Source organism: Nonomuraea sp. NPDC049269 (assembly GCF_043197155.1).
Lineage (GTDB): Bacteria > Actinomycetota > Actinomycetes > Streptosporangiales > Streptosporangiaceae > Nonomuraea.
This window is the reverse complement of the sequence record NZ_JBICSO010000001.1, coordinates 624,291-643,201: the sequence shown is the minus strand read 5'-3', so window position 1 is coordinate 643,201 and position 18,911 is coordinate 624,291. Positions and strand designations below refer to the sequence as shown.

At 68.7% G+C, this 18,911-nt stretch carries 17 protein-coding genes and 2 pseudogenes; 7 read left to right on the top strand and 12 right to left on the bottom strand.

Going from position 1 to position 18,911, the window contains the following annotated elements:
• Positions 1-14 precede the first annotated feature (14 nt).
• The 3 genes from ACGFNP_RS03130 (at position 15) to ACGFNP_RS03120 (ending at position 2,944) form a co-directional block, all read left to right on the top strand.
• Positions 15-998 (top strand): alpha/beta hydrolase, encoded by a 984-nt coding sequence (locus ACGFNP_RS03130; RefSeq protein WP_393314151.1) that lies wholly within the window; start codon positions 15-17, stop codon positions 996-998.
• 229 nt (positions 999-1,227) lie between these two features.
• Positions 1,228-1,704, top strand: a complete 477-nt coding sequence (locus ACGFNP_RS03125; RefSeq protein ID WP_393314148.1) for a leucine-rich repeat domain-containing protein — start codon at positions 1,228-1,230, stop codon at positions 1,702-1,704.
• A 592-nt stretch (positions 1,705-2,296) separates the two neighbouring features.
• Entirely contained in the window at positions 2,297-2,944 is a 648-nt protein-coding gene (locus ACGFNP_RS03120; protein WP_393314145.1) for a class I SAM-dependent methyltransferase, read from the top strand.
• 9 nt (positions 2,945-2,953) lie between these two features.
• On the opposite strand, the gene ACGFNP_RS03115 is transcribed toward ACGFNP_RS03120, so the two are convergent.
• The 6 genes from ACGFNP_RS03115 to ACGFNP_RS03090 all read right to left on the bottom strand — a co-directional run bounded on the left by ACGFNP_RS03115 (position 2,954) and on the right by ACGFNP_RS03090 (position 8,364).
• Entirely contained in the window at positions 2,954-3,850 is an 897-nt protein-coding gene (locus ACGFNP_RS03115) for a M23 family metallopeptidase (RefSeq protein ID WP_393316581.1), read from the bottom strand.
• A 151-nt stretch (positions 3,851-4,001) separates the two neighbouring features.
• Positions 4,002-5,465: a hypothetical protein gene (locus ACGFNP_RS03110; protein WP_358340257.1), complete on the bottom strand. Its 1,464-nt coding sequence runs from the start codon at positions 5,463-5,465 to the stop codon at positions 4,002-4,004.
• 80 nt (positions 5,466-5,545) lie between these two features.
• Positions 5,546-6,880, bottom strand: coding sequence for a dihydrolipoyl dehydrogenase family protein (locus ACGFNP_RS03105; RefSeq protein ID WP_393314142.1), 1,335 nt, complete (start codon positions 6,878-6,880; stop codon positions 5,546-5,548).
• Complete coding sequence (locus ACGFNP_RS03100; RefSeq protein ID WP_358340261.1) at positions 6,877-7,035, bottom strand: hypothetical protein; 159 nt, start codon at positions 7,033-7,035, stop codon at positions 6,877-6,879. Before ACGFNP_RS03100 ends, ACGFNP_RS03105 begins: the two co-directional genes overlap by 4 nt.
• Positions 7,036-7,068: 33 nt before the next feature.
• Positions 7,069-7,506: a VOC family protein gene (locus tag ACGFNP_RS03095; RefSeq protein WP_358340263.1), complete on the bottom strand. Its 438-nt coding sequence runs from the start codon at positions 7,504-7,506 to the stop codon at positions 7,069-7,071.
• Between the two features lie 246 nt (positions 7,507-7,752).
• Positions 7,753-8,364: a TetR/AcrR family transcriptional regulator gene (locus ACGFNP_RS03090; RefSeq protein ID WP_358340265.1), complete on the bottom strand. Its 612-nt coding sequence runs from the start codon at positions 8,362-8,364 to the stop codon at positions 7,753-7,755.
• 99 nt (positions 8,365-8,463) lie between these two features.
• Between ACGFNP_RS03090 and ACGFNP_RS03085 the strand changes: the two genes are divergently transcribed.
• Together ACGFNP_RS03085 and ACGFNP_RS03080 are read left to right on the top strand one after the other, a co-directional pair.
• Positions 8,464-9,633: an alpha/beta fold hydrolase gene (locus ACGFNP_RS03085; protein WP_358340266.1), complete on the top strand. Its 1,170-nt coding sequence runs from the start codon at positions 8,464-8,466 to the stop codon at positions 9,631-9,633.
• Between the two features lie 795 nt (positions 9,634-10,428).
• Positions 10,429-11,214 (top strand): alpha/beta hydrolase, encoded by a 786-nt coding sequence (locus tag ACGFNP_RS03080; protein ID WP_393314137.1) that lies wholly within the window; start codon positions 10,429-10,431, stop codon positions 11,212-11,214.
• Positions 11,215-11,444: 230 nt separating this feature from the next.
• Here ACGFNP_RS03080 and ACGFNP_RS03075 read toward each other — a convergent pair whose 3' ends face one another.
• The 4 genes and pseudogenes from ACGFNP_RS03075 to ACGFNP_RS03060 form a co-directional block, all read right to left on the bottom strand.
• Positions 11,445-13,871: a tyrosine-type recombinase/integrase gene (locus tag ACGFNP_RS03075; protein WP_393314134.1), complete on the bottom strand. Its 2,427-nt coding sequence runs from the start codon at positions 13,869-13,871 to the stop codon at positions 11,445-11,447.
• A pseudogene (locus tag ACGFNP_RS03070) lies at positions 13,864-14,115 on the bottom strand (tyrosine-type recombinase/integrase); the annotation flags it as partial. The gene ACGFNP_RS03075 and the pseudogene ACGFNP_RS03070, both read right to left, overlap by 8 nt.
• Positions 14,116-14,223: 108 nt before the next feature.
• Positions 14,224-14,754 carry a GNAT family N-acetyltransferase gene (locus ACGFNP_RS03065; protein ID WP_393316578.1) on the bottom strand — a complete coding sequence of 177 codons (531 nt, stop codon included), beginning with the start codon at positions 14,752-14,754 and terminating at the stop codon, positions 14,224-14,226.
• 639 nt (positions 14,755-15,393) lie between these two features.
• Entirely contained in the window at positions 15,394-15,945 is a 552-nt protein-coding gene (locus ACGFNP_RS03060) for a CGNR zinc finger domain-containing protein (protein WP_393314131.1), read from the bottom strand.
• Positions 15,946-16,001: 56 nt separating this feature from the next.
• Here ACGFNP_RS03060 and ACGFNP_RS03055 point away from each other — a divergent pair, with 56 nt between their 5' ends.
• Complete coding sequence (locus ACGFNP_RS03055) at positions 16,002-17,255, top strand: MFS transporter (protein ID WP_393314128.1); 1,254 nt, start codon at positions 16,002-16,004, stop codon at positions 17,253-17,255.
• A gap of 360 nt (positions 17,256-17,615) precedes the next feature.
• Here the strand turns inward: ACGFNP_RS03055 and ACGFNP_RS03050 are convergent.
• Positions 17,616-17,918: pseudogene (locus ACGFNP_RS03050) on the bottom strand (DUF4158 domain-containing protein); the annotation flags it as partial.
• Positions 17,919-18,181: 263 nt separating this feature from the next.
• On the opposite strand from ACGFNP_RS03050, the gene ACGFNP_RS03045 reads away from it, so the two are divergent.
• The gene (locus ACGFNP_RS03045) at positions 18,182-18,427 is read left to right on the top strand and encodes a Tn3 family transposase (RefSeq protein ID WP_393316575.1); all 246 of its coding nucleotides are present in this window, start codon (positions 18,182-18,184) and stop codon (positions 18,425-18,427) included.
• A 176-nt stretch (positions 18,428-18,603) separates the two neighbouring features.
• On the opposite strand, the gene ACGFNP_RS03040 is transcribed toward ACGFNP_RS03045, so the two are convergent.
• Entirely contained in the window at positions 18,604-18,894 is a 291-nt protein-coding gene (locus tag ACGFNP_RS03040; RefSeq protein WP_358341376.1) for an antibiotic biosynthesis monooxygenase, read from the bottom strand.
• Positions 18,895-18,911: the final 17 nt, after the last annotated feature.

Here is an 18,911-nt window from a genome sequence, read left to right as displayed (position 1 = left end):
CCTGAGAGGGACACGTGAGCGAGACAACGGAGCGGCCGCCGCTGGGCATCCGATTGATGAGTGCCCTGGGAAAGGAGCCGGACTGGTTGGCGATGACGGCCGAGGAACTGGTCGTCTTGCGCGGCACGGTGAACCGCAAGCGGGCGTCCCGTCTGGCGCGGCTGATCCTCGGGTTCCCGGACCGCGGCGCCACCATCGAGTGGCAGGAAGTGGCGCTGCCCGGCCGTCGGCTCAAGGTCCGGGTGTCCCGGCCCTCGCCCGGGCGCGAAGGCGCCGACCGGCTCGGCCTGCCGCTCGTGCTCCACGTGCACGGAGGCGGGTTCGTGGGCACGGCGGTGCAGAGCGACTGGGTGAACAGTCACCTCGCCGCGCGGCTGCCCGCGGTCGTCGTCTCGGTCGAGCACCGCCTCCTCGACGCGGAGACTCCGCTGTCGGCGGCCGTCGACGACGGCTGGGACGTGCTCCAGCGCGTGGTGCGGCACGCGGCGCAGTGGGGAGTCGACCCGGCACGGACCGCCGTCTTCGGTGAGAGCACCGGCGCGATGGTCACCGCCCTGGCCGCGATCCGGGCCAGAGACTCCGGCCTGCCCCTGCGGGCGCAGGTGCTGGCCAACTCTCCTGTCGATCTGACCTCGACGGGGTTCGAGCATGCCTCGATGAGCCGGTACGCCCACAGCCCGATGCTCACCATGACGCAGATGCGGCTGTTCCAGCGGTTCGCCGTTCCGCCGGGGACGGATCCTCGTGCGGTGTCGCCGCTGTACGCCGACGACCTGAGCGGGCTGGCTCCAGCGCTCGTGCTGGTGCCCACCATTGATCCGGTGGCCGATCACGGTCGCTGTTACGCCCAGCGACTGCGAGCGGCCGGGACGCCCGCGCGGCTCACCGAATATCCCGGGGCGACGCACGCGTTCCTCAGCATGCCGGGCGTGGTGCCGCAGGCGAAGGCCGCGCGGGCGGAGATCGTCGAGTTCCTCCGGGGCACCATCGCTCGGTGAAGGGTCCCGGTGTGCCCCCGTTATCGGCTGCGGCAAGGGCATGCTGTCCCGCGCACTCCCGGCAGACCGTGCCACATGTCGTCAAAAAGCGAGTCGGTGGGCGAATGTCCGTGTCGCTCCGTAGGGTGCCGTGTCATGACTCCCTCCCCGGAATCGCCGGACCTGACTGTCCTGCGCGCCAAGCTGACGTCCGCATCCCCCGCGCGCGCCTGGAAAACTGTCCGGCAGCTTGTCGCAGTCCCCAGACCCGGATGCTTTCGCCGCGTGCCTTCTCGCCCCTGCCTTCGCCGGTGAAGGACGTACCGAACTGGCACTTCGCAGGCGTGGCTCCCTCACCGGCCTGCGGCACCTGACGACACTGCGGACACTGCGCCTGGACCACTGCACGAGCCTGACAGACCTTTCCGAGCTCGCCGCACTGACCGGGCTGATCGAGCTCGACTTGGACGGCTGCGCGGCCGTCACCGACCTCGCGCCGCTCGCCGGGCTCGCCGCGTTGGAGACTCTCAGCCTCCTGAGCTGTCGCGGGATATCCGACATCTCAGCGCTGCTCGGTCTGCGTCGCCTCCGCCGACTCGACCTGCGCGGTAGCGGGGTGAGCAGCGTCGAAGGAGTCGGCGACGCCTTCCCCGGCCTGGAGTACCTCAGTCTCGACAACTGCCGATCCATCGAGGACGTACGTGCGCTGTCCGGGCTACGCCGCTGACCGAGCTGGATCTGGCCGGTACCAAGATCAGCACCATCGCCGGGCTGTACGGCCTCGAATCCATCACCGAACTGACCATGCACTGCGCCCGCCTGACCAGCCTCGACGGCATCGACGCCATGCCCGGGCTGCGCAGGCTGTGGCTCAGCGGCTGCACGAACCTGACAAGCCTGGACGGCCTCGGCCACCACCCCCACCTCACGAAACTCGGTCTGCCGAGCTCGTCGATCCCGGACCTGCGCCCGCTGTCTCGACTGCCCGCCCTGACCGGCCTCGCTCGACGGGCTCGAAGGGCATCCATCGATCGCCGAAGTCCACCTGTGCTACGCGCTGGACCTGCGGGACTTCTCCGCTCTCGCCCACATGCCCGCACTGCGTACGCTGACCCTCCAAGGTCTGGAGCAGATCTACGACCTCACCCCGTTCTCCGGGTTGTGGCGGCTGGAACGTCTCGACGTGGCGTACACCGAAATGCCGTGCGCTGCCGTCCGACGTCATCTCCGGCCTGCGCGCCCGGGGCCTCCTCACCAGCTGACTGCCCGGTTTCACCGACCACCCGACCAGCGGGGCTCATGTTCGACAGGATGATCACATGGCAGTGAAGGACGGAAAGCGGTGGAACCACAACATCCACTACCACCCCCGCATCCTGCGCGCGGTCCCCGACGGCGCCAAGCGCGCCCTCGACATCGGCTGCGGCGAGGGCATGCTCGCCCGCGCGCTCCGGCGGGCCGTGCCGCAGGTCACCGGCATCGACCTTGACGCGGCCGGCATCGGCCAAGCCCGCGAGTACCCGGACGACGTCGACTACATCCTCGGCGACTTCCTCACCCACCCCTTTGAGCCGGCCTCGTTCGACGTCATCGCGTCGGTGGCCACCCTGCATCACATGGACGCCGCCACCGGGTTGGCCCGCATGCGCGACCTGCTGCGACCCGGCGGCGTCCTGGCCATCGTCGGCTTGGCCCGAAGCACCATGCCCAACGACCTGCCGCGCGACCTGGCCGGCATCGTCGTCGGTACCGTCCACCGCGCCGCGAAGGGCCTCTGGCAGCATCCGTCCCCCACGGTGTGGCCGCCGCCGGTGACGTATCCGCAGATGCGGGCGTTGGCGACAGAGATCCTGCCCGGCTCCCAGTACCGCCGTCACCTCTTGTTGCGTTACAGCATCATCTGGCGCAAAAAACCAGTCGCTGAAGGAACCCTGCCACGGCTCCTTCAGCGACCGATCACCGAATGAACAACGCTCCTAGTCGCAGTGTTCGAAGCCGCTGGTGTATGAGCTGCTGCCGACCGAGCCGCCCCACTTGACGCATTGTCCGGCCGCGTCCCGCTTGACCGGCCCCGCATAGTAGGCGTAGCTGCCCGAGTCGGTCGTCCTGCTCTCCCCTTGCGGCTCCAGGAACGCCGACACCGCCGACGCCGTGCCGAGGCTCGTCGTCTTCAACGTCACGACGCAGTTGTAGCCGTTGCCCGAGTTGTAGAGCAGATAGGTGCGGCCACCGGTGAGGGCGGCCGAGTCGATGACCGAGTAATCGCTGCCGCAGACCTCCTCGGGGGTGTAGGGGTTGCCCCCGCAGGCGTTGGTGCTCGTCACGGCCTTCTTCGTGCCCAAGGGCACGTTCACGCCGTCCACGGTCGGGCTGGTGTCCATCGCACCGCTGGAGGTGCGCTGTTCGTAGTGCAGGTGCGCGGCGGTCGCGCCGCCCGTCGAGCCGACGGTCCCGATCGCGGTGCCCTGGCTGACGGTCATGGAGCTGCCGGCCGACTTCACCTGGGTGGCGAGGTGGGCGTAGCGGGTACTGGTGCCGTCACTGTGATTGATCTGCACCCACTTGCCGTAGCTGGTGCTTCCCGCGTCGTAGAAGTACGCGGTGCCCGCGGCGGTGGCCCGCACGGTCTCACCGTTGATGTCGTCGCTGCCGTAGTCCTGCCAGTCGATGGAGCCCGATGGGTTGTGGGCGGGGGTCCCGGTCCAGTTGTTGGCGTAGAAGGTCTTCCCGCAGTTGAACGGGCTCTTGTGGGACACGGCCAGGACCTGCGCCGAGGCGGACTGGGGGACCAGCGCCGCCGCGAGAGTGACTAACAGGGCGGTGATCGCGAATCTGAGGGTCTTCGGCCAGGTCGGCCTGCCGGTTGTGGGCATGCTCACCTCTCGAACAGGTGCGTTTGGGGGGATGTGTTAGGCGCCCAGTTCCTCGGGAGGGAGGGTCGATCATGAACATAACTCTGAAAGTTCTCTTCATCAATCTCTGCAACATGAAATTTTGCGGCGAGCTCTGAAGGCGGCGCTCAGGTCAGCGGGGAACGTAGGCGTACCACGTGCCGGGCCGCACTCCTGGCAGCCGCCGCCTCTCCCACGCCAGCAGGAACGGCGCCGGGATCGACCGGCCCTTGTCGACGGCGACCACGGTCTTTCCCGCGTCCTGGGCGCCGAGCACGGCGGACGGCACCGCGCTGTCCTGCGGCCAGCTCAAGACGGTGTGCCCCTCGCAGCCCATCCGGTAGGCGATCATCACCGCGTGCTCGCCGTACACCAGGCAAGGCCGGTGCACGGAGAACGTGGCCAACGCGCCGGCGACCTCGACGTCGGCCTGCCGCTTGGACAGGCGAGGCGAGACGACCTTGTCGAGCGTCAGGCCCTGCAGGGTGAACTGGGCGAGGAAGCCGGCGGCCACGAGAGCCGCACCGGCACGGCGAGCCACCCGCCCGCGTGACCCTTCCAGCGGCCAGAGGGCGCTGTGCGCGATCGGGAACACCAGCAGCGCGTACGTGGGCAGCAGGAACCGGGGCGCCGCATAGCCGACCAGGAAGATGTACGGCACGGCCAGCGACAGGCCGGTGAGGGCCGGCAGCACGCACTCGGCCAGGCGTCCACGGCGTCGCGCCGCGTACAGACCGAGCAGGACCAGGACGGGGATCGCGCTCCACCAGAGCAGCCAGGGCAGCACGACGGGCCCGCAGTGCGCGGGAGGCCGGCAGAGCAGCGGTCCGTTGAGCGCTCGGGCGTGCTCATAGAGGGAGAAGTGCAGGCCGGTCTCGTTCGCCGCGCCGGCGGCCTGCCATCGAGCGGCCAGCCCGCCGAAGCGGACGAATGCCTCGATGATCCAGTCGGCCCAGCCGGCCACCAGGCCCACGATCAGAGCGGCCCCGGCTCCGATCCGCCGCCATCCCGGCTTGGCGAGCGCCACCGCGAGCGGGAGGACGAGCCAGACACTGTCCGGCGGGCGAAGCAGGGCCACCGCGGCCACGCTCACCGCCAGCCCTATCAGCGGCCCCCGCCCGCTGTCCGGCCGCACGCAGCGCACGAAGCAGCCGACGGCGGCCACCGCGCCGAACGCCACCCACATGTTCGGCATGGCCGCGCTGCCGTAGAACAACGACAGCCACAGGGACGCGAACAGCAGGGCGGCGAGGGGCACCGTCGGTCCGGAGCGTACCCGCAGCCAGGTGCCGAACGACGCGTACAGTGCCACGGCCGACAGCAGGCTCAGATAGATCCGCAGCGCGTCCGTCGACGAGGTGATCAGCACCACCGGGGCGACGATCAGGGTGATTCCCCGAGCGCGGGGCGCGATGAACTCGGCGGCGGGCACGCGCGGATCGACCTGGCTGACGTAGACGACCTCGTCCCATCCCACTCCCATCTTGGGAGTGACGGTGGCCAACTGGACGATCCCGTAGCAGACGGCGACCAGAATCAGCAGCGTGCGCCATGGATCGGCCGGCAGCCACGAACGAAGCGATTTGGTTGATCCCACCTGCCTGTTCTTAGCGCCGCTCGCCTCCGGAGGGCGGACAAGGCGACGAGACTTGCCGGAAGGGATGCACACCCATGAAGCTACGGCGCGGCGGTGATGGCGTTGTGGAGCGCCTTGAGGGCGGAGACGTAGATCTCGGAGAAGGCGGGGAAGGGCTGGATGGTGTCGCGCAGCACGGCGAGCGGGACCTCGGCGCGAATGGCCAGGGTGGCCTGCTGCAGCCACTCGCCCGCCTCAGGGCCGAGCGCGTAGGCGCCGGTCAGCCGCTCGCCGTCGGACAGCAGAGTCAGGAATCCGTTGGAATCGGCGTAGGCGCGCGTGTAGGTGGCCGTTTTCGCCACCTCGGACACCGGGACGGTGGCGGCGAACCGGGCCTCGGCGGCACCGACCGCGGCTGCCTGCGGGTCGGTGTAGACAACGTCCGGTATGGCAGCGTAATTGGCCTCGCGCGGCTCGCCGAGGATGTTGGCGGCGACGACTTCGCCCTGGTATTTGCCTACGTGCGTCAGCAGTCGTACGCCGGTGACGTCGCCGATCGCCCACAGCCGCTCGCCGGCCCGCAGCCGCGCGTCGACCGGGATCCCGTGCCCATCGGCTTGCACACCGACCGTTTCCAGGCCGATCCCCGCCACGCGCGGACGCCGGCCGGTGGCCACGAGCAGGCGGTCGCCGCGCAGCTCGCCGCCGTTGTCGAGGACCAGGACGTAGTCCTCACCGTCGCGTCGCGCGGCGGTCGCGTGCACGCCCAGCCACAGCTCGATGCCGTCGGCGCGCAGCACCTCGCCGAGCGCCTCGCCCAGTGGCGCGGGCTCGTGGGCGAGCAGGTGCGCGGCGGCCTCGGCGAGGGCCACCTCTCCGCCCAGGCGCCGTACGGCCTGGGCCATCTCGACGCCGACCGGCCCGCCACCCAGCACGATCAGGCGGCGCGGGACGGCCTTCATGCCGGTCACCTCGCGGTTGGTCCACACGCCGTCGAGTTCGCGCAGGCCGGAAATGGGCGGGATGACCGGATCCGAGCCGGTCGCCACGACGACATGCCGGGCGGAGTGGCGTACGCCATCGACCTCGACCTCGCCGATCCCGGTGAGCTTGCCGGTCCCGCGCAGCAAGGCGATGCCCTTGCTCGCCAGCCAGCGCTCCTGCCCGGCGTCGGAGTAGTCCGAGACCATGAAGTCCCGCCAGGCCAGCGCCGCCCCGACGTCGACCTGCGCGGTGGCCGCCGCCTCGCGCGCGTCGTGCGCCGCCTCTCCTGGGCGCAGCAGCGTCTTGGACGGGATGCACGCCCGGTAGGAGCACTCGCCCCCGATCAGATCGCGCTCGACCAGCGCGACGCGCAGGCCGCCGTCGGCCAGTTCGCCGGCGCAGTGCTCACCCGGCGAGCCGGCGCCTACGACGATGACGTCGTAGTCGCTCATGGGCGCCCCGTCTGCTCATTCACCATGTACTGCGCGTACCAGTCCGGCCAGTCCGGGTCGGGCTGCCCGATCTCCTCTTCGTGCTTGCCGTGCGCGGCCTCCGCACGGCGCAACGCGGCGGCCAGCTCGGCCGCGGAACCATAGGTCGCCTGCATGCCAGTACTCCTCCTCGCCAGGGTCGAGCCAGGTCACCGGCCCGGCAGGCGGGTGGTGATCTCCTGGAGGAACCAGCCGTTGCCGTCCGGGTCGCTGAACGACGCGAACGAGCCGTAGCTGGCCCGGTTCGGATCCGGGCCGGAGACCCGTTCGCGGGTCCCGGCGTGGTGGAACACGCCACCCGAGTCGTGGAACACCTCGCTCAGCTCGGCGCCGCGGTCGGCCAGCTCGGCCCGGGCCGCCTCGATGTCGGTCACTATCAGATAGTGGCCCTGCGCCGAGCCCGGCGCGGCCGAGGTGACACCGGTGCCGAAGATGACCGAGCAGCCAGACCCCGGAGGTGTCAGCTGTACCACCCGGAAGTCCTCCCCAGTGGTGACGTCGGCATCCTCTCGCCAGCCCAGTGCCTTGTAGAAGTTCTTGGCCCGGTCCACATCGGCGACGGGCAGCACCACAACCTCGAGCTTCATGTCCACGGCGTAGGCTCCATCTCCTTTTGATGCTATTTGGGCGTGTATCAAGGCCTCAGGCCCTTGTGTCCTGACATCCACCATCGCCTCACGCATCGCCGAAGTACACAAACCGCATCAAATCGCTCGGGAAAGTCTTGTGGCGGCGGGCGGTGATGCCTCGACATCGTGCCGGATGCTCATGGCGGCCACCTCGCCTACGAAAGGCACCGCCCCCGCCGTCGAAGTCCGCCGTTCGCCCGTCGGTCAGCGGACGGCCGCTCTCAACGCCGCCTCGATCGCGTTGGTCAGCGTTTCCAGATACTCATCGTCACTGCTGCCCTGCATGGCCAATATGCGGAATGCGAGCGGGGCGATCAGCAGGTCGGTGCCGAGTTCCAGATCCAACCCGGGGGGAAGTTCGCCGCGGTCGATCGCGCCCTGCAGTATCGCGCGCGCCGCCGCCCGCCGCGGTGCGGTCACTCCGGTGTAGAGCCCCTCCGCCAGAGCGCCGTCGTGACTGGCCTCGGCGAGCAGCCCGGCCGCGATCCGGGCAAGTAGCGGATTGGACAGTTGGCTGCGGAAGGTGGCGAGTAGCTCGCGAAGGTCGGTGCGCAGGGCGCCCGTGGCCGGAGTGGGCGGGAGCGTGTCGGCGACCTTGCTACGGATCAACTCGGTGACCATCGGCTGCTTCGAGGGCCAACGCCGGTAGAGCGCGGCCTTCCCCACGCCGGCGCGCCGGGCCACTGACTCCATCGACATCCGCGCATACCCGGCCTCGGCGAGTTCGGCGAAGGCTGCCTCGGTGATCGCCTCGGTCACCCGCTGTCGCAGGACCGCCCCGCCGGTCGCCGGCCGGCCCTTCTGCTGCATTGTCATGCTCCCGAGCATAGCGAACGGAACGGTCTCGTTCCATGTGTTACCTTTGAGCATGACGGAACGCTGCCGTTCCGTTCCATTCACAGAAAGGAGCCGATGATGAAATTCCTCTTCGACGACGAGTCCTTCTCCTTCGAGGCACTGCGTGCCGCGGGCTACGCCGCCTATGCCGGCGCCGATCTGGGCGAGGTCCTGGTCACCTGCCGGCAGATCCCTGAGGGGGACGAGGAGGCCTGGTCGGCCAACTGGGCCGCGACGGCGGCGCGCATCGAGCGCATCGGCCGGGACGCGCTGGCCTCCGGTCACCGGGTCAGCGCCCGGGAGGCGCTGCTGCGCGCGTCCAACTACTACCGGACCGCCGACTTCTACCGCCGCGAGAATCCCGCCGCCGACACCGAGTCGGCGCGGCTGGCCAAGGCCTCCCAGCAGACGTTCGCCGACGCGGCCGCCCTGCTCGACCCTCCGGCCCGCGCCCTGCGCATCCCGTACGAGGACACCACGCTTCCTGGCTACCTGTTCCTCGCCGACGATTCGGGCACCCCGCGTCCGACCGTGCTCTTCCACGGCGGGTACGACTCCACGCTGGAGGAGGACTATCCGGCGCTGGCCGCAGGCGCGCTGCGGCGCGGCTACAACGTCATCGCGTTCGACGGCCCCGGCCAGGGCAGCACCGTTCGCGAGCAGGGCCTGCGCTTCCGGCCGGACTGGGAGGCCGTGGTCACCCCGGTCGTCGACTTCGCGCTCACCGTGCCCGAGGTGGACGCCGGGCGACTGGTGCTGATCGGCATGAGTCTCGGCGGCTACCTCGCCGCGAGGGCGGCCGCCTTCGAGCACCGCGTCGCCGCGTGCGTGCTGTACGACGGCGTCTACGACTTCCACGCGGTCATCGCCGCAACCGCCGGCCGTGCGGCTTCGATGCCCGGCGGTTTGGAGGCGTTGATGGCGCAGAACACCATGGTGCGATGGGTGGTGCGCAACGGCCGGTGGACCTTCGGTGTGTCCGACCTCGACGAGTTGGTCAAGGCGACCGAGGCGTACACGATGGCGGGTATCGCCGACCGCGTCACCTGCCCGACGCTCGTGCTCGAAGCCGAGAACGACCAGTTCTTCAAGGGGCAGCCGCAGCGTCTGTTCGACGAGCTGACCTGTCAGAAGGAGCTGATCTCCTTCCGTGAGGACGAAGGCGCGGGCGAGCACTGCCACGAGGGTGCGATGTTCCTGTTCCACCAGCGCACCTTCGACTGGCTCGACACCCTGCTCGCCGGCTGACCTCGTCGGCCGGCCTGCAGCTCGTGCCGAGGGCTTGCTGAGCAGATGCGAGTTGCCGCACCGTTCTTGTCCTCGCTTGCGTGGTGGGGCAGACGTCTCCCGCTACCCCCGTTCCTTCCTGGGTCGTGGGCGACGTCAATGTCCATCGCGTCGGCGAGACCCTCCTGCCGCCGGCGACCGGACCATGGCTCCTGCCCGGGGCTGGCTGCGCTCCCACTTCGCCGACTACGAAGGCATCCTGCACATCGACCGCCACACCTTCGCGTTGGTCGTCGAAACACTCAGGAGGTGGACGCCCAGTGGATCCCCACCTTGCCCCACGCCCGCTACATCACCTCCCGCAGCGAGCGGGAGTTCTCCGCCTCGTGCCCGTCCCCGCACGCTGACACAACTCCTCCCGGCTCCGTACCCGCCCCAGCCCGCTTTGGGTCCGCCCGGTTTCACGGTCCGGCCCGTCGGGCGAGGTTCGCGGGCCCGACCATAGACGCGGAGCAGGGCCAGGGGCTCGGTGGCCCGTGGCAGGTGTGGCCGAGACATCCGATGGCGCGCTTGGCGGAGCGGGTGGCTGGGCCCTCGCGCCGCACAGGTGAGCCCAGCAGGTGCGACACCGACTCGGCGAACGGCGGGCCGCGCCCCGCACGCGCGCGGGGATGCCGGAACGAAAGGGGCAGATCTCGCGCGGCGCGGGGACAGCGACCCGGTGGGCTGTTCGCCACACGTGGCACGATTCTATCGATCAACAACATATGAGCCATTTGCGCGATGGGACTCCGCGGGAGAAGGTGGAAGGTGCGGATGCCACGCCCAACGACCCCGGACGCCCACCCCGGAAGAAGTAACGACCACCGCACCTTCGGCGCCAGCGACGGCACCCCGCGCCAGGACATCGACCCCTGGCGGCAGATCGAGGACTGGCGGCGCGCCCTCACCTATCTGGAAGCCCGCCCCGAAGTCGACGCCGACCGGATCGGCCTGTGGGGATCCAGCTACGCCGGCGGACACGCCCTCGTGCTCGGAGCCACCGACCGACGTCTGAAGGCCGTCGTCGCCCAGGTACCCACCATCAGCGGCTTCGAGCAGTCCAGGCGCCGCGTCGCCCCCGACGACCTCCCCGCGCTGGAAGCCGCCCTCGATGCCGACGAACGCGCCCAACTGGCCGGTGAACCACCGCACACCCAGGCTCTGGTCAGCGCCGACCCGGCCGTCGCCGCCTCCTACAGGGCTCCGGACGCCGTCAGCTACTACCTCCAGGAGCTCCCCGATGGCACCCGCTGGGACAACTCCGTCACCGTCCGCTCCACCCGCAAGGCGCGTATGTACGAGCCGGGCGCGTTCGTCGATCGCGTCTCTCCCACCCCGCTGCTGATGATCGTCGGGAAGCAGGACACCGTCACACTCACCGACACCGCTCTCGCCGCCTACAACCGGGCGTTGTATCCGAAAGAGCTGGTAATGCTCTCCGGCGGGCACTTCAGCCCGTACACGACCGAGTTCGCTCAAGCCTCGGCCGCGGCCACCGGCTTCTTCCGCAGCCACCTGGCGCCGAACGCGAGCCGACGGGTGGGTGCGCCGGATCGCTGAGCCGCCGTCAGCGGATGACGGTCAGCAATCGCGGTCCCACGACGGGCAAGCTGTCGAATGAAGATCCATCATCTGGAGTCGCTGGTCACAGGGCTGGTGTGTCGTTGATCGTGTTCTCGTGCCGGTCGGGGGCGGCTGTCGGAGCTCAGGATCGCCTGCCTCCTGGGACTCCTTGTTCTGCCTGGCCAGGTCGCCGTCCTTGCCGTATTCTCTGCACTTCGCAACTTTGATCATGGTGCGTGGTCTGGTGCACCAGGCCGTGTGGGCAGGCCGAGCATGACGGTAGTGCGCCGGTGCCGCTGAGCCTGCTCGCGTTTCTGCTGAAGAAAGGTGAGGGTGAGATCGATGCCCTCGATCTCTCCGAGCCAGCCTTCGTGCAGGGCCCGGCTGCGGCGGACGATGAGGTCGGCTTCGAGCTCGTCCAGGCGCGGCAGCATCTTGGGGTCCACCTGCAGGACCGGACATCGCAAACAGGCGTGCTCATGCGGACAAGGGGTTCCGTAGGGTCGGCCGCAGTTGCCGAGCTCAACCTTGCGTCTGTCGAAGTGTTCTTCGAACTCCCGCCACTCACTATCGGTGGCCGGGCGATACTCGTGGTCGGGCCGCAGCTTGCGGCGCCGGGCGAGGTGAGCCTGGTAATGCCGGACGAGGTCCTCCTCGAAGACCGCGACGTAGCCACGAGTGGTCCCGAGATCGAGGTGGCCAAGAAGCGCGGCACCAATGTGGATGGGCAGGCCGCTGTTGACCAGGTCGGTGGCCAGGAGACGACGGAAGTCATGCGGGGTGAACTTGGCCTCGGCGAACTCCGGTCGGTGCTCGGCCAGCTCGGCGCAGAGCTGGCCGAGAATCTTCACCACGGCGGTGGAGCTGAACACCTCACGGCGGGAGCCGATCACGCGCTGGAAGAGGAACGGCTGCGGTGAACTGGTCTCCTTGTCGTGCGGGTCGAACCGGGTCACCAGCGGGATCGAGGGCCGGTCTCTGGTGTGGCGGCGGATCATGGCGGCGATGACGTGGAACAGCTCGGCCGACATGGGTATGACGCGCTCGCGGTCGGTCTTGGAGGGAGCGATCACCAGCAAGGCGACGACCTCCCCGTTGGGCCGCTGATATTGGCGGATGCTCAGCTGCGACAGTTCCAGCAGTTCCTCGACGCGGACGCCGCTGTGGCGCAGGGTCTCCACGATCGCCCACTCCCAGAAGGCCTTGTGTTCCTTGCGGGAGACGTTGATGAGCTCGCCGGTGGCCTGGTCGCGCACGCGGACATGGGCCCGGCCGAACTCGGTCTCGCGTCGGCGGTCGTAGTCGGTGAACAACCGCTGATAGGCGCGCCCATCGACGGTGATCGTCTCGTCTGCGGCCGCCTTTCCGGCGATCTCCAGCAGTTCGGCGACCTGCACGTACTTGTCCTCGACATGCGCGACGAGGGCAGGCAGGAGAGGCTGTCGGCGACGCGTCCGATCGGCGATCCGCTCGGAGCTTCGCCGGCGACGGGCGGCCTTGCCGCGGGTCTCCGGATCACGGATCGGGCAGGGCGCCACCCAGCGAGCCCACTGTTCAGGCTCCTCCGCAGCCCACGCTTGCAGGTCGTAGTAGAAGGCTCGGACCGCCACCAGAGTGACGTCTTGAGACAGCCGCGGTGATCCGTCGGGTTTGAACTTCAGCTCCGCCCGCCACTGCTGGTAGGTCTCCTCGGCCAGGCGCAGGTCGGCTTGGCCAGGGTTGATGCGTTCGACGGCGCACCAGAACGTGTTGACCAGCTCCCGAGACTGCCCTTCCAAGCTGGTGTAGTCCAGGCCGGGCTGACGACGGCGCAGGTACTCGACAAAGAGCTGGGCGACTTCTAGGTTGGCCACCGGGTAGCGGCCGACCAACTGCTCGACGGTAAGCCGCCCGGCGCGCAGCGCGGCCCGCAGGGTCCGTGGGGTCTGCGGCGGGAAGAGCTCCATCTCGTGCAGAACTTCCCAGGCCAGGTGGCCCGTGAAGCGGGTGGTCGAGGTGTTGACGACGCCCGCCAGTTCCCGACATTCCTTGGTGTAGTGCAGGAACGCCTCGGGCGTCAGCTCCGCCAGGACGATGCCTTGCGTGGTCAGCGCGCAGCACACGTCGAACAGTGCCCGGTTCCGGTAAAGCCGGCTGACCTCGGCGGTCTCGACCTGTTCGAAGAAGCGGTCCAGCAGCGGATCGTTTTGAGCGACGCGGAAGGTCTTGGCATAGGCCAGGAACTTGTTGGACCGCATCGCGGGCAGGCTCGGCCGGATCACTCGCAGGCAGAGCAGCGCCTCCAGCCCGCCCGTGATGACGGACCGGCCTCGGTCCTGGGGCCGTTCCAGGTCGCGGACCAAGCGGCCGGGCGCGTCCAGCCCGCTGGCCTCCCAACGCTGCTGCCAGGTCAGGCCTGGGAATTGGTCCAGGTGATGCAGCAGCCGTTTGATCGCCCTCTCCCGATAGTTCTGCCGAGTGCGCCAGTCGTTCCAGGTCGACCGGGAGGCCGCCACGATCTCCTCCGGCGTCGCCCGGGTCAGATCACCACGTGGCTGCGGCGGGATGGTCGGTGTCGCTGGAGCCGCGCGCAAGAGGCCGGCCCACCGGCCCGGGATGTCCTGGTCGACTACCGCGGGACGCGCCTTGGTCCGCCAGGTCTTGATCTCACCCACCGAACACCGCCCGGATGTCGTCAGGGTCGTAACCGGGCGTGTAGTGCCGCTCAGCCGCCGGCCGGGCGTAATGCTGCTGCAGCTTGTTGACCAGTTCCTCGATGCGAGGGCGTGTGTAGCGTTCGGTCGTGGACAGGTGCCGGTGCCGGAGCACAGCTTGGACCTCCACGATGCTCAGCTCCGGGTCCCCAGCCATCCGGGCGGCGGCCGTGTGGCGCAGGTCATGCAGCGTCCAATTGGTGCCGAGCTTGGCGTTGGCCCTGTTCGGGTGCGCGGACTCAGCTCAGCGCCCATGCCGCTTCATGTCACAGACGGCATAGATCGCCATGCCTGACCAGAGAACGAGCATCGACTACCGCCGCAAGACCACGCGCCACTCATCTTCGATGATGCTAAACAGCTCGGAGTCTCGCCAACCGTCACGAATCAGCGCGGTGTGGCGATGCCGCCCCTCCCAGGTCATGCCGAGCTTGCTGAGCACCCGAGCCGATCCAGCATTTCGCGGGTCACAGGTGGCATAGATCCGGTGAAGGCCTACCTCCTCAAATCCTCGTCTGAGGAGCTCATTCCCGATCGCGGTTCCCACCCCGTGGCCCCACCTACGTGGGTGGACAACATAGGTGATCTCGCCTTGGCGTTGTTCTCGACTCCGGACATGCAACTCACCCATGCCAACCACGTCGCCGTCGATCCGCGCTGCATACGGAAACCGCAGCTGGGGCGCCTGCGACCACGCCTCAACCGCAGCCGTCACGAACGTGCGAGTCTGCTCCTCAGTATTCGGACCCCAGGCCTGGAACCTGCAGACCTCGGCGAGAGAAGCCCAGGAATGGACAGCCCGCCAGTCTGAAACTTCGATCTTGCTCAAAGTCACCGATAGCATCACAAGCCGATCTTGCCAGTCGCGCTTGGCAACGAGCTAAAGGTTTGAATCAGGCACCGAACAACAGGGTTGACCGCCGTCAGCTGTGGGTGGAGTGCTGGGCCTCACTCTGAGCGAGCCGGTAGGAGCGTGTCCCGGTATCAATGATGGCGGTGTTGAAGGTGAGGCGGTCGACGATCGCGGCGCAGAGGCGCGGCTCGGTGAAGGTCTTGGTCCATCACCCTCCTGCCACCCCCACCCACGTTGCCTGCCGCATCCCGAGACGAGCGGCCCATCGCCCCGGCCGACCGCCGCAGACAACAACAGGTCCTGGCCCTCCTCCACCAAGACCCCGACCGCCCCTGGAGGGCCTGCGACATCGCCCATCACCTCGGCGATGTCACCCTGAACACCATGTATCGGCAGCTGTCGCGCTGGGCCGACGGCCAGCTCATCTGCAAGATCGGGCCGGGTATCTACACTGCCGGGCCGCTCTCCCCGGCGCTCTTGCCAGCAGCCCAGAAACCTTAACTACCTGGCCTTGGGCAACTCCAGTAGTTAGTGCGCTTTGGTGACATCGACCTTGAGCTGCGACAGCGAAGGTCGAGCGGTCCGCGCTCGCTCACGCCTACGGCAAGAGACGAGAGGTCATTACCTCTGTCACGGTGAAATCCTCCGTGCCTTGACCCGCTGGTAGTGCCTGGCTGCCTTGGCCCGGTTGCCGCAGCCCTCCTTCGTGCACCAGCGGCGCAGATGGCGACGGTCGAGGAAGAGCCAGCCGCAGTTGTCGGCCTGACAGATGGACACCGACCGCAGATCGGGCGAGGCGAGCAGTTCGGTGCCCTGCCGGGCGATCGTCCACACCACCAGGTCGGGAGAGCCCTCGTCGTCCCAGCCCCATGCCAGGTCAGGGGTCAGCCGCCTGTGACCCATCGCCATCCGCAGGTGCGCGTTCACCGTGTCCAGGTCCCCGGGGTCGGGGGAGTGCTCATTCATGGCGGCCAGGAAGGAGCGGAACAGCACCTCGCGTAGTTCCCGGGCCGCGGCCAGTGTGGCCTGCGTGCCGGCGGGCACCGGGATTCCCGCCTGCTCCGCCCAGTCCGCGAGGTCGGCAGGGGTCTGCAGATGGTCGTACGGCTCCGGCCCGGTGTGCCAGCTGACCGTGTTGGCGAAGTCGAGCGGGAGCGAACCCCCGACGAACATGAACGGCATGCTCTAACTATAAGAGTTGACACAAGGGGTTAGAAGGCTCTAGTTCTAACCCTGTGATGCTTCTCAAGAGGGTAGAAAACCGCGACTTCGGATCGCTGTGGGCCGCGCAGTCCATCTCCCAGGTGGGATCTCAGATCACCACCGTGGCGCTGCCGCTGACCGCCGTGGCGCTGTTCGACGCCGGCCCTGCCCAGATGGGCCTGCTGAACGCCGCCGGCTATCTACCCGCGCTCCTGCTCACCCTGCTCGCCGGCGTGTGGATCGACCGCAGCCGCCGCCGATCGCTGCTCCTGGGAGCCGACCTGGGACGAGCCGTCGCGATCGGCCTGATCCCGGTCACCGCCCTGGCCGGGGCGCTGGGCATCGAGGGTCTGTACGTGATCGTCCTGGTGAGCGGGGCACTGACTGTGCTGTTCGACACCGCCTACCACGCCTACGTTCCCGCGCTCGTGCCAGGCCAGAGCCTGGTTCGGGCCAACAGCCGCCTGCAGTTCAGCGCCTCGCTCGCCCAACTGGCCGGGCCGGGGCTGGGCGGTCTGCTGATCCAGGCGCTCAGCGCGCCCGTCGCGCTCGCCTTCGACGCGCTGTCCTTCCTGCTCTCGGCGCTGTTCCTGGTCCGCATCCGGCATCGCGAGCAGCCCCCGGAGGCCGGCCGGCGCCGGCGGATCCGGCAGGAGATCGCCGAAGGGCTGCGCGCGACCTTCGGCAACCGCCACGTCCGGCCCGTCGCCCTGGAGGCGGCCACGTTCAACTTCTTCGGCCAGTTCATCGCCGCCCTCTACGTCCTGTACGCCGTGCACGATCTGGGGTTGTCCGCCGGGGTCATCGGCGCCATCGCCTCGGCGGCAGCGGTGGGCGCCGTGCTGGGCGCGCTCGCCGCAGAGCCGCTGGTGCGCAGGCTCGGCTTCGGCCCCGCACTCATCGCGACCATGGTGATCGCTTCCACGCCGCTCATCGCCATCCCCCTGGTGACCGGCCCGGCCAGCCCGACCGTACTGGCCATCGCGTACTTCGTGGAGGGGTTCGGCATCGCGGTGTCGGGCTCGCAGGCGGTGACACTGCGGCAGGTCGCCGTGCCCGCCGCCGTGGTCGGGCGGGCCAACGCCGCCTACCGCACGCTGTCGTTCGGCGTGCTCCCGCTGGGAGCCTTGGCCGGCGGCCTGCTCGGCGACCTGATCGGCCTGCGCCCGGCGCTGCTGGCAGGAGGCATCGGTCTCGCGCTGGCACCCGTGTGGGTGCTGCTGTCGCCCGTACGCCACCTGCGCACCGCCGAGGATGCCCGTCCTCGCGAGGCCGAGGCCAGCGCCTGAACGCATCGTCATCGGCACCCGCGAAGGCCCAGCCCGCTCAGAGCCTCGATCGCGGAGCTGCTCGTTTGCACGTCTAGGGTCGGGATGGCGGAGGAGTAGGTCCCCTGCTCATCAGCCCTCCACCGTGCCGTGTTCCTACAGCAGCCGGTCGAAGATGCGCTTGGCGGTGTGCCGCTGCTTGGGCGGCGCGTCCAGATCCACCCGGAGCATCTGATCGATCAGCCGCTTGTAGCGGATCCAGCCGGGACGCCGGGGCGCTTGCGCGGAGTCGGTCAGACCGAGGCCGGCGACTCCTCCACGGTGCGAAAGTCCTCGCCGTGCTTGCTCTGGATGGCCTGGATGGGCCCCCCGGCGCCGCACCAGCACCCGATGCGACTCCGCCGTACGCGGCAAGGCATACACCGGCGCGACGTCCTCGCCCAGTTCCAGGCACCGCCGCATGTGCTCCACCACCACCGGCGGCACCTCGCGGGCCTTGGCGAAGCGACCCAGCCGCTGAAGACACTTCAGCGCAAGCGTCAACGCCAGCAGGTGCTCATCGGTGTCGGTCTTCTCCCGTGCCCACGCCATCTCCTCGGCCGAGGGCGAGTAGAAGAGGTACAGCTCGCGCGTCATCATCAAGCGCGGGAACACCCGATAGGCGGTCCGCTCGACCGACTTCATGGGGTGGTTCCGGAATACGCCGGAAACGGGCCGCGGGAGCTAGATCGCCGATAGAACGCGCAGGTCAGCGATTGGTTGAGGGGTAGCTGCCCCGGACGGTGCAAGCAGACTCCAAGTGACCACCTAGAGGCGATCTTGGCTTTGCAGCCGTTCGCGAAGCGCGGCCTCTGCCAGAGGTGGTTCCTCATCTTGCTGCCGGACACGGACCTTGCGTGGGCGAGGCACACCATCGGTCAGGTGGAGGGCAATGAGGACGTCGAACGATCCAAGTCACACTGTCGGCCGCGGTCGACCAGCTGCGCGCCCAAAGCATCCCGGTCAGGGACGAAGACGCCGCCCGGCTGTCCCCGCTCGGCCACGCCCACCTCAACGTTCTGGGCCGCTACTCTATCTCCTCCTCAGCACCAGCCGAAGGCCTGCGCCAGCTCGGCGAGGTCCCCGACCTCCCCGACGGCGGCGGCGTGGGAGAAGGGGGCGTAGACCCCCTTGGGACACGGCGAATGCGGTAGGCCCGCCATTGAACACCGGGCGGGACGATGGGCTTCCCAATCGGCCGTCGACAACGCGCCGGCCAGCTCCAGACCTCCGTTCGTAGGCGAGAACGATCTCTGACCGCCCCAACCGCGGGGTGTTTGAGAATCGCCTGTCGCTGTTAGTTGCTCCCGTGACGGGAACTGTCCGCGCCTCAAGAGTCTTGCGCGTAGTGCACGATGACAGGTGGGGTGGCGAAGAACTCGCCGACCGCTTCGCGCCACAGCTGGAAGAGTTCGGACTGGCGGAAGTCAACAGTGTGTGCCTCCACGGTCTCCCAGCCAACCAGCAGGGGATAGTTGCGAGGATTTTCGATCTGGCGGATGAGACGGGCCCAGCGGTAGCCAGCAGCCTGCGCGACAGCTTGGTGACCACGGGCGAAAGCCTCTTCGAACTCGGCCTCCCGGCCGAGGGCGATCACTAGTTCGGCATGTTCGATGACCACGGGTGTTGCTTCGCACG

Excerpts from the sequence above, each read along its gene's own strand:
- ACGFNP_RS03120 (WP_393314145.1), top strand. The coding sequence starts at position 2,297 with ATGGCAGTGAAGGACGGAAAGCGGTGGAACCACAACATCCACTACCAC.
- ACGFNP_RS03115 (WP_393316581.1), bottom strand. The coding sequence starts at position 3,850 with ATGCCCACAACCGGCAGGCCGACCTGGCCGAAGACCCTCAGATTCGCG.
- ACGFNP_RS03105 (WP_393314142.1), bottom strand. The coding sequence starts at position 6,880 with ATGAGCGACTACGACGTCATCGTCGTAGGCGCCGGCTCGCCGGGTGAG.
- ACGFNP_RS03100 (WP_358340261.1), bottom strand. The coding sequence starts at position 7,035 with ATGCAGGCGACCTATGGTTCCGCGGCCGAGCTGGCCGCCGCGTTGCGC.
- ACGFNP_RS03095 (WP_358340263.1), bottom strand. The coding sequence starts at position 7,506 with ATGAAGCTCGAGGTTGTGGTGCTGCCCGTCGCCGATGTGGACCGGGCC.
- ACGFNP_RS03090 (WP_358340265.1), bottom strand. The coding sequence starts at position 8,364 with ATGACAATGCAGCAGAAGGGCCGGCCGGCGACCGGCGGGGCGGTCCTG.
- ACGFNP_RS03085 (WP_358340266.1), top strand. The coding sequence starts at position 8,464 with ATGAAATTCCTCTTCGACGACGAGTCCTTCTCCTTCGAGGCACTGCGT.
- ACGFNP_RS03080 (WP_393314137.1), top strand. The coding sequence starts at position 10,429 with ATGCCACGCCCAACGACCCCGGACGCCCACCCCGGAAGAAGTAACGAC.
- ACGFNP_RS03065 (WP_393316578.1), bottom strand. The coding sequence starts at position 14,754 with ATGCTATCGGTGACTTTGAGCAAGATCGAAGTTTCAGACTGGCGGGCT.
- ACGFNP_RS03060 (WP_393314131.1), bottom strand. The coding sequence starts at position 15,945 with ATGCCGTTCATGTTCGTCGGGGGTTCGCTCCCGCTCGACTTCGCCAAC.
- ACGFNP_RS03055 (WP_393314128.1), top strand. The coding sequence starts at position 16,002 with ATGCTTCTCAAGAGGGTAGAAAACCGCGACTTCGGATCGCTGTGGGCC.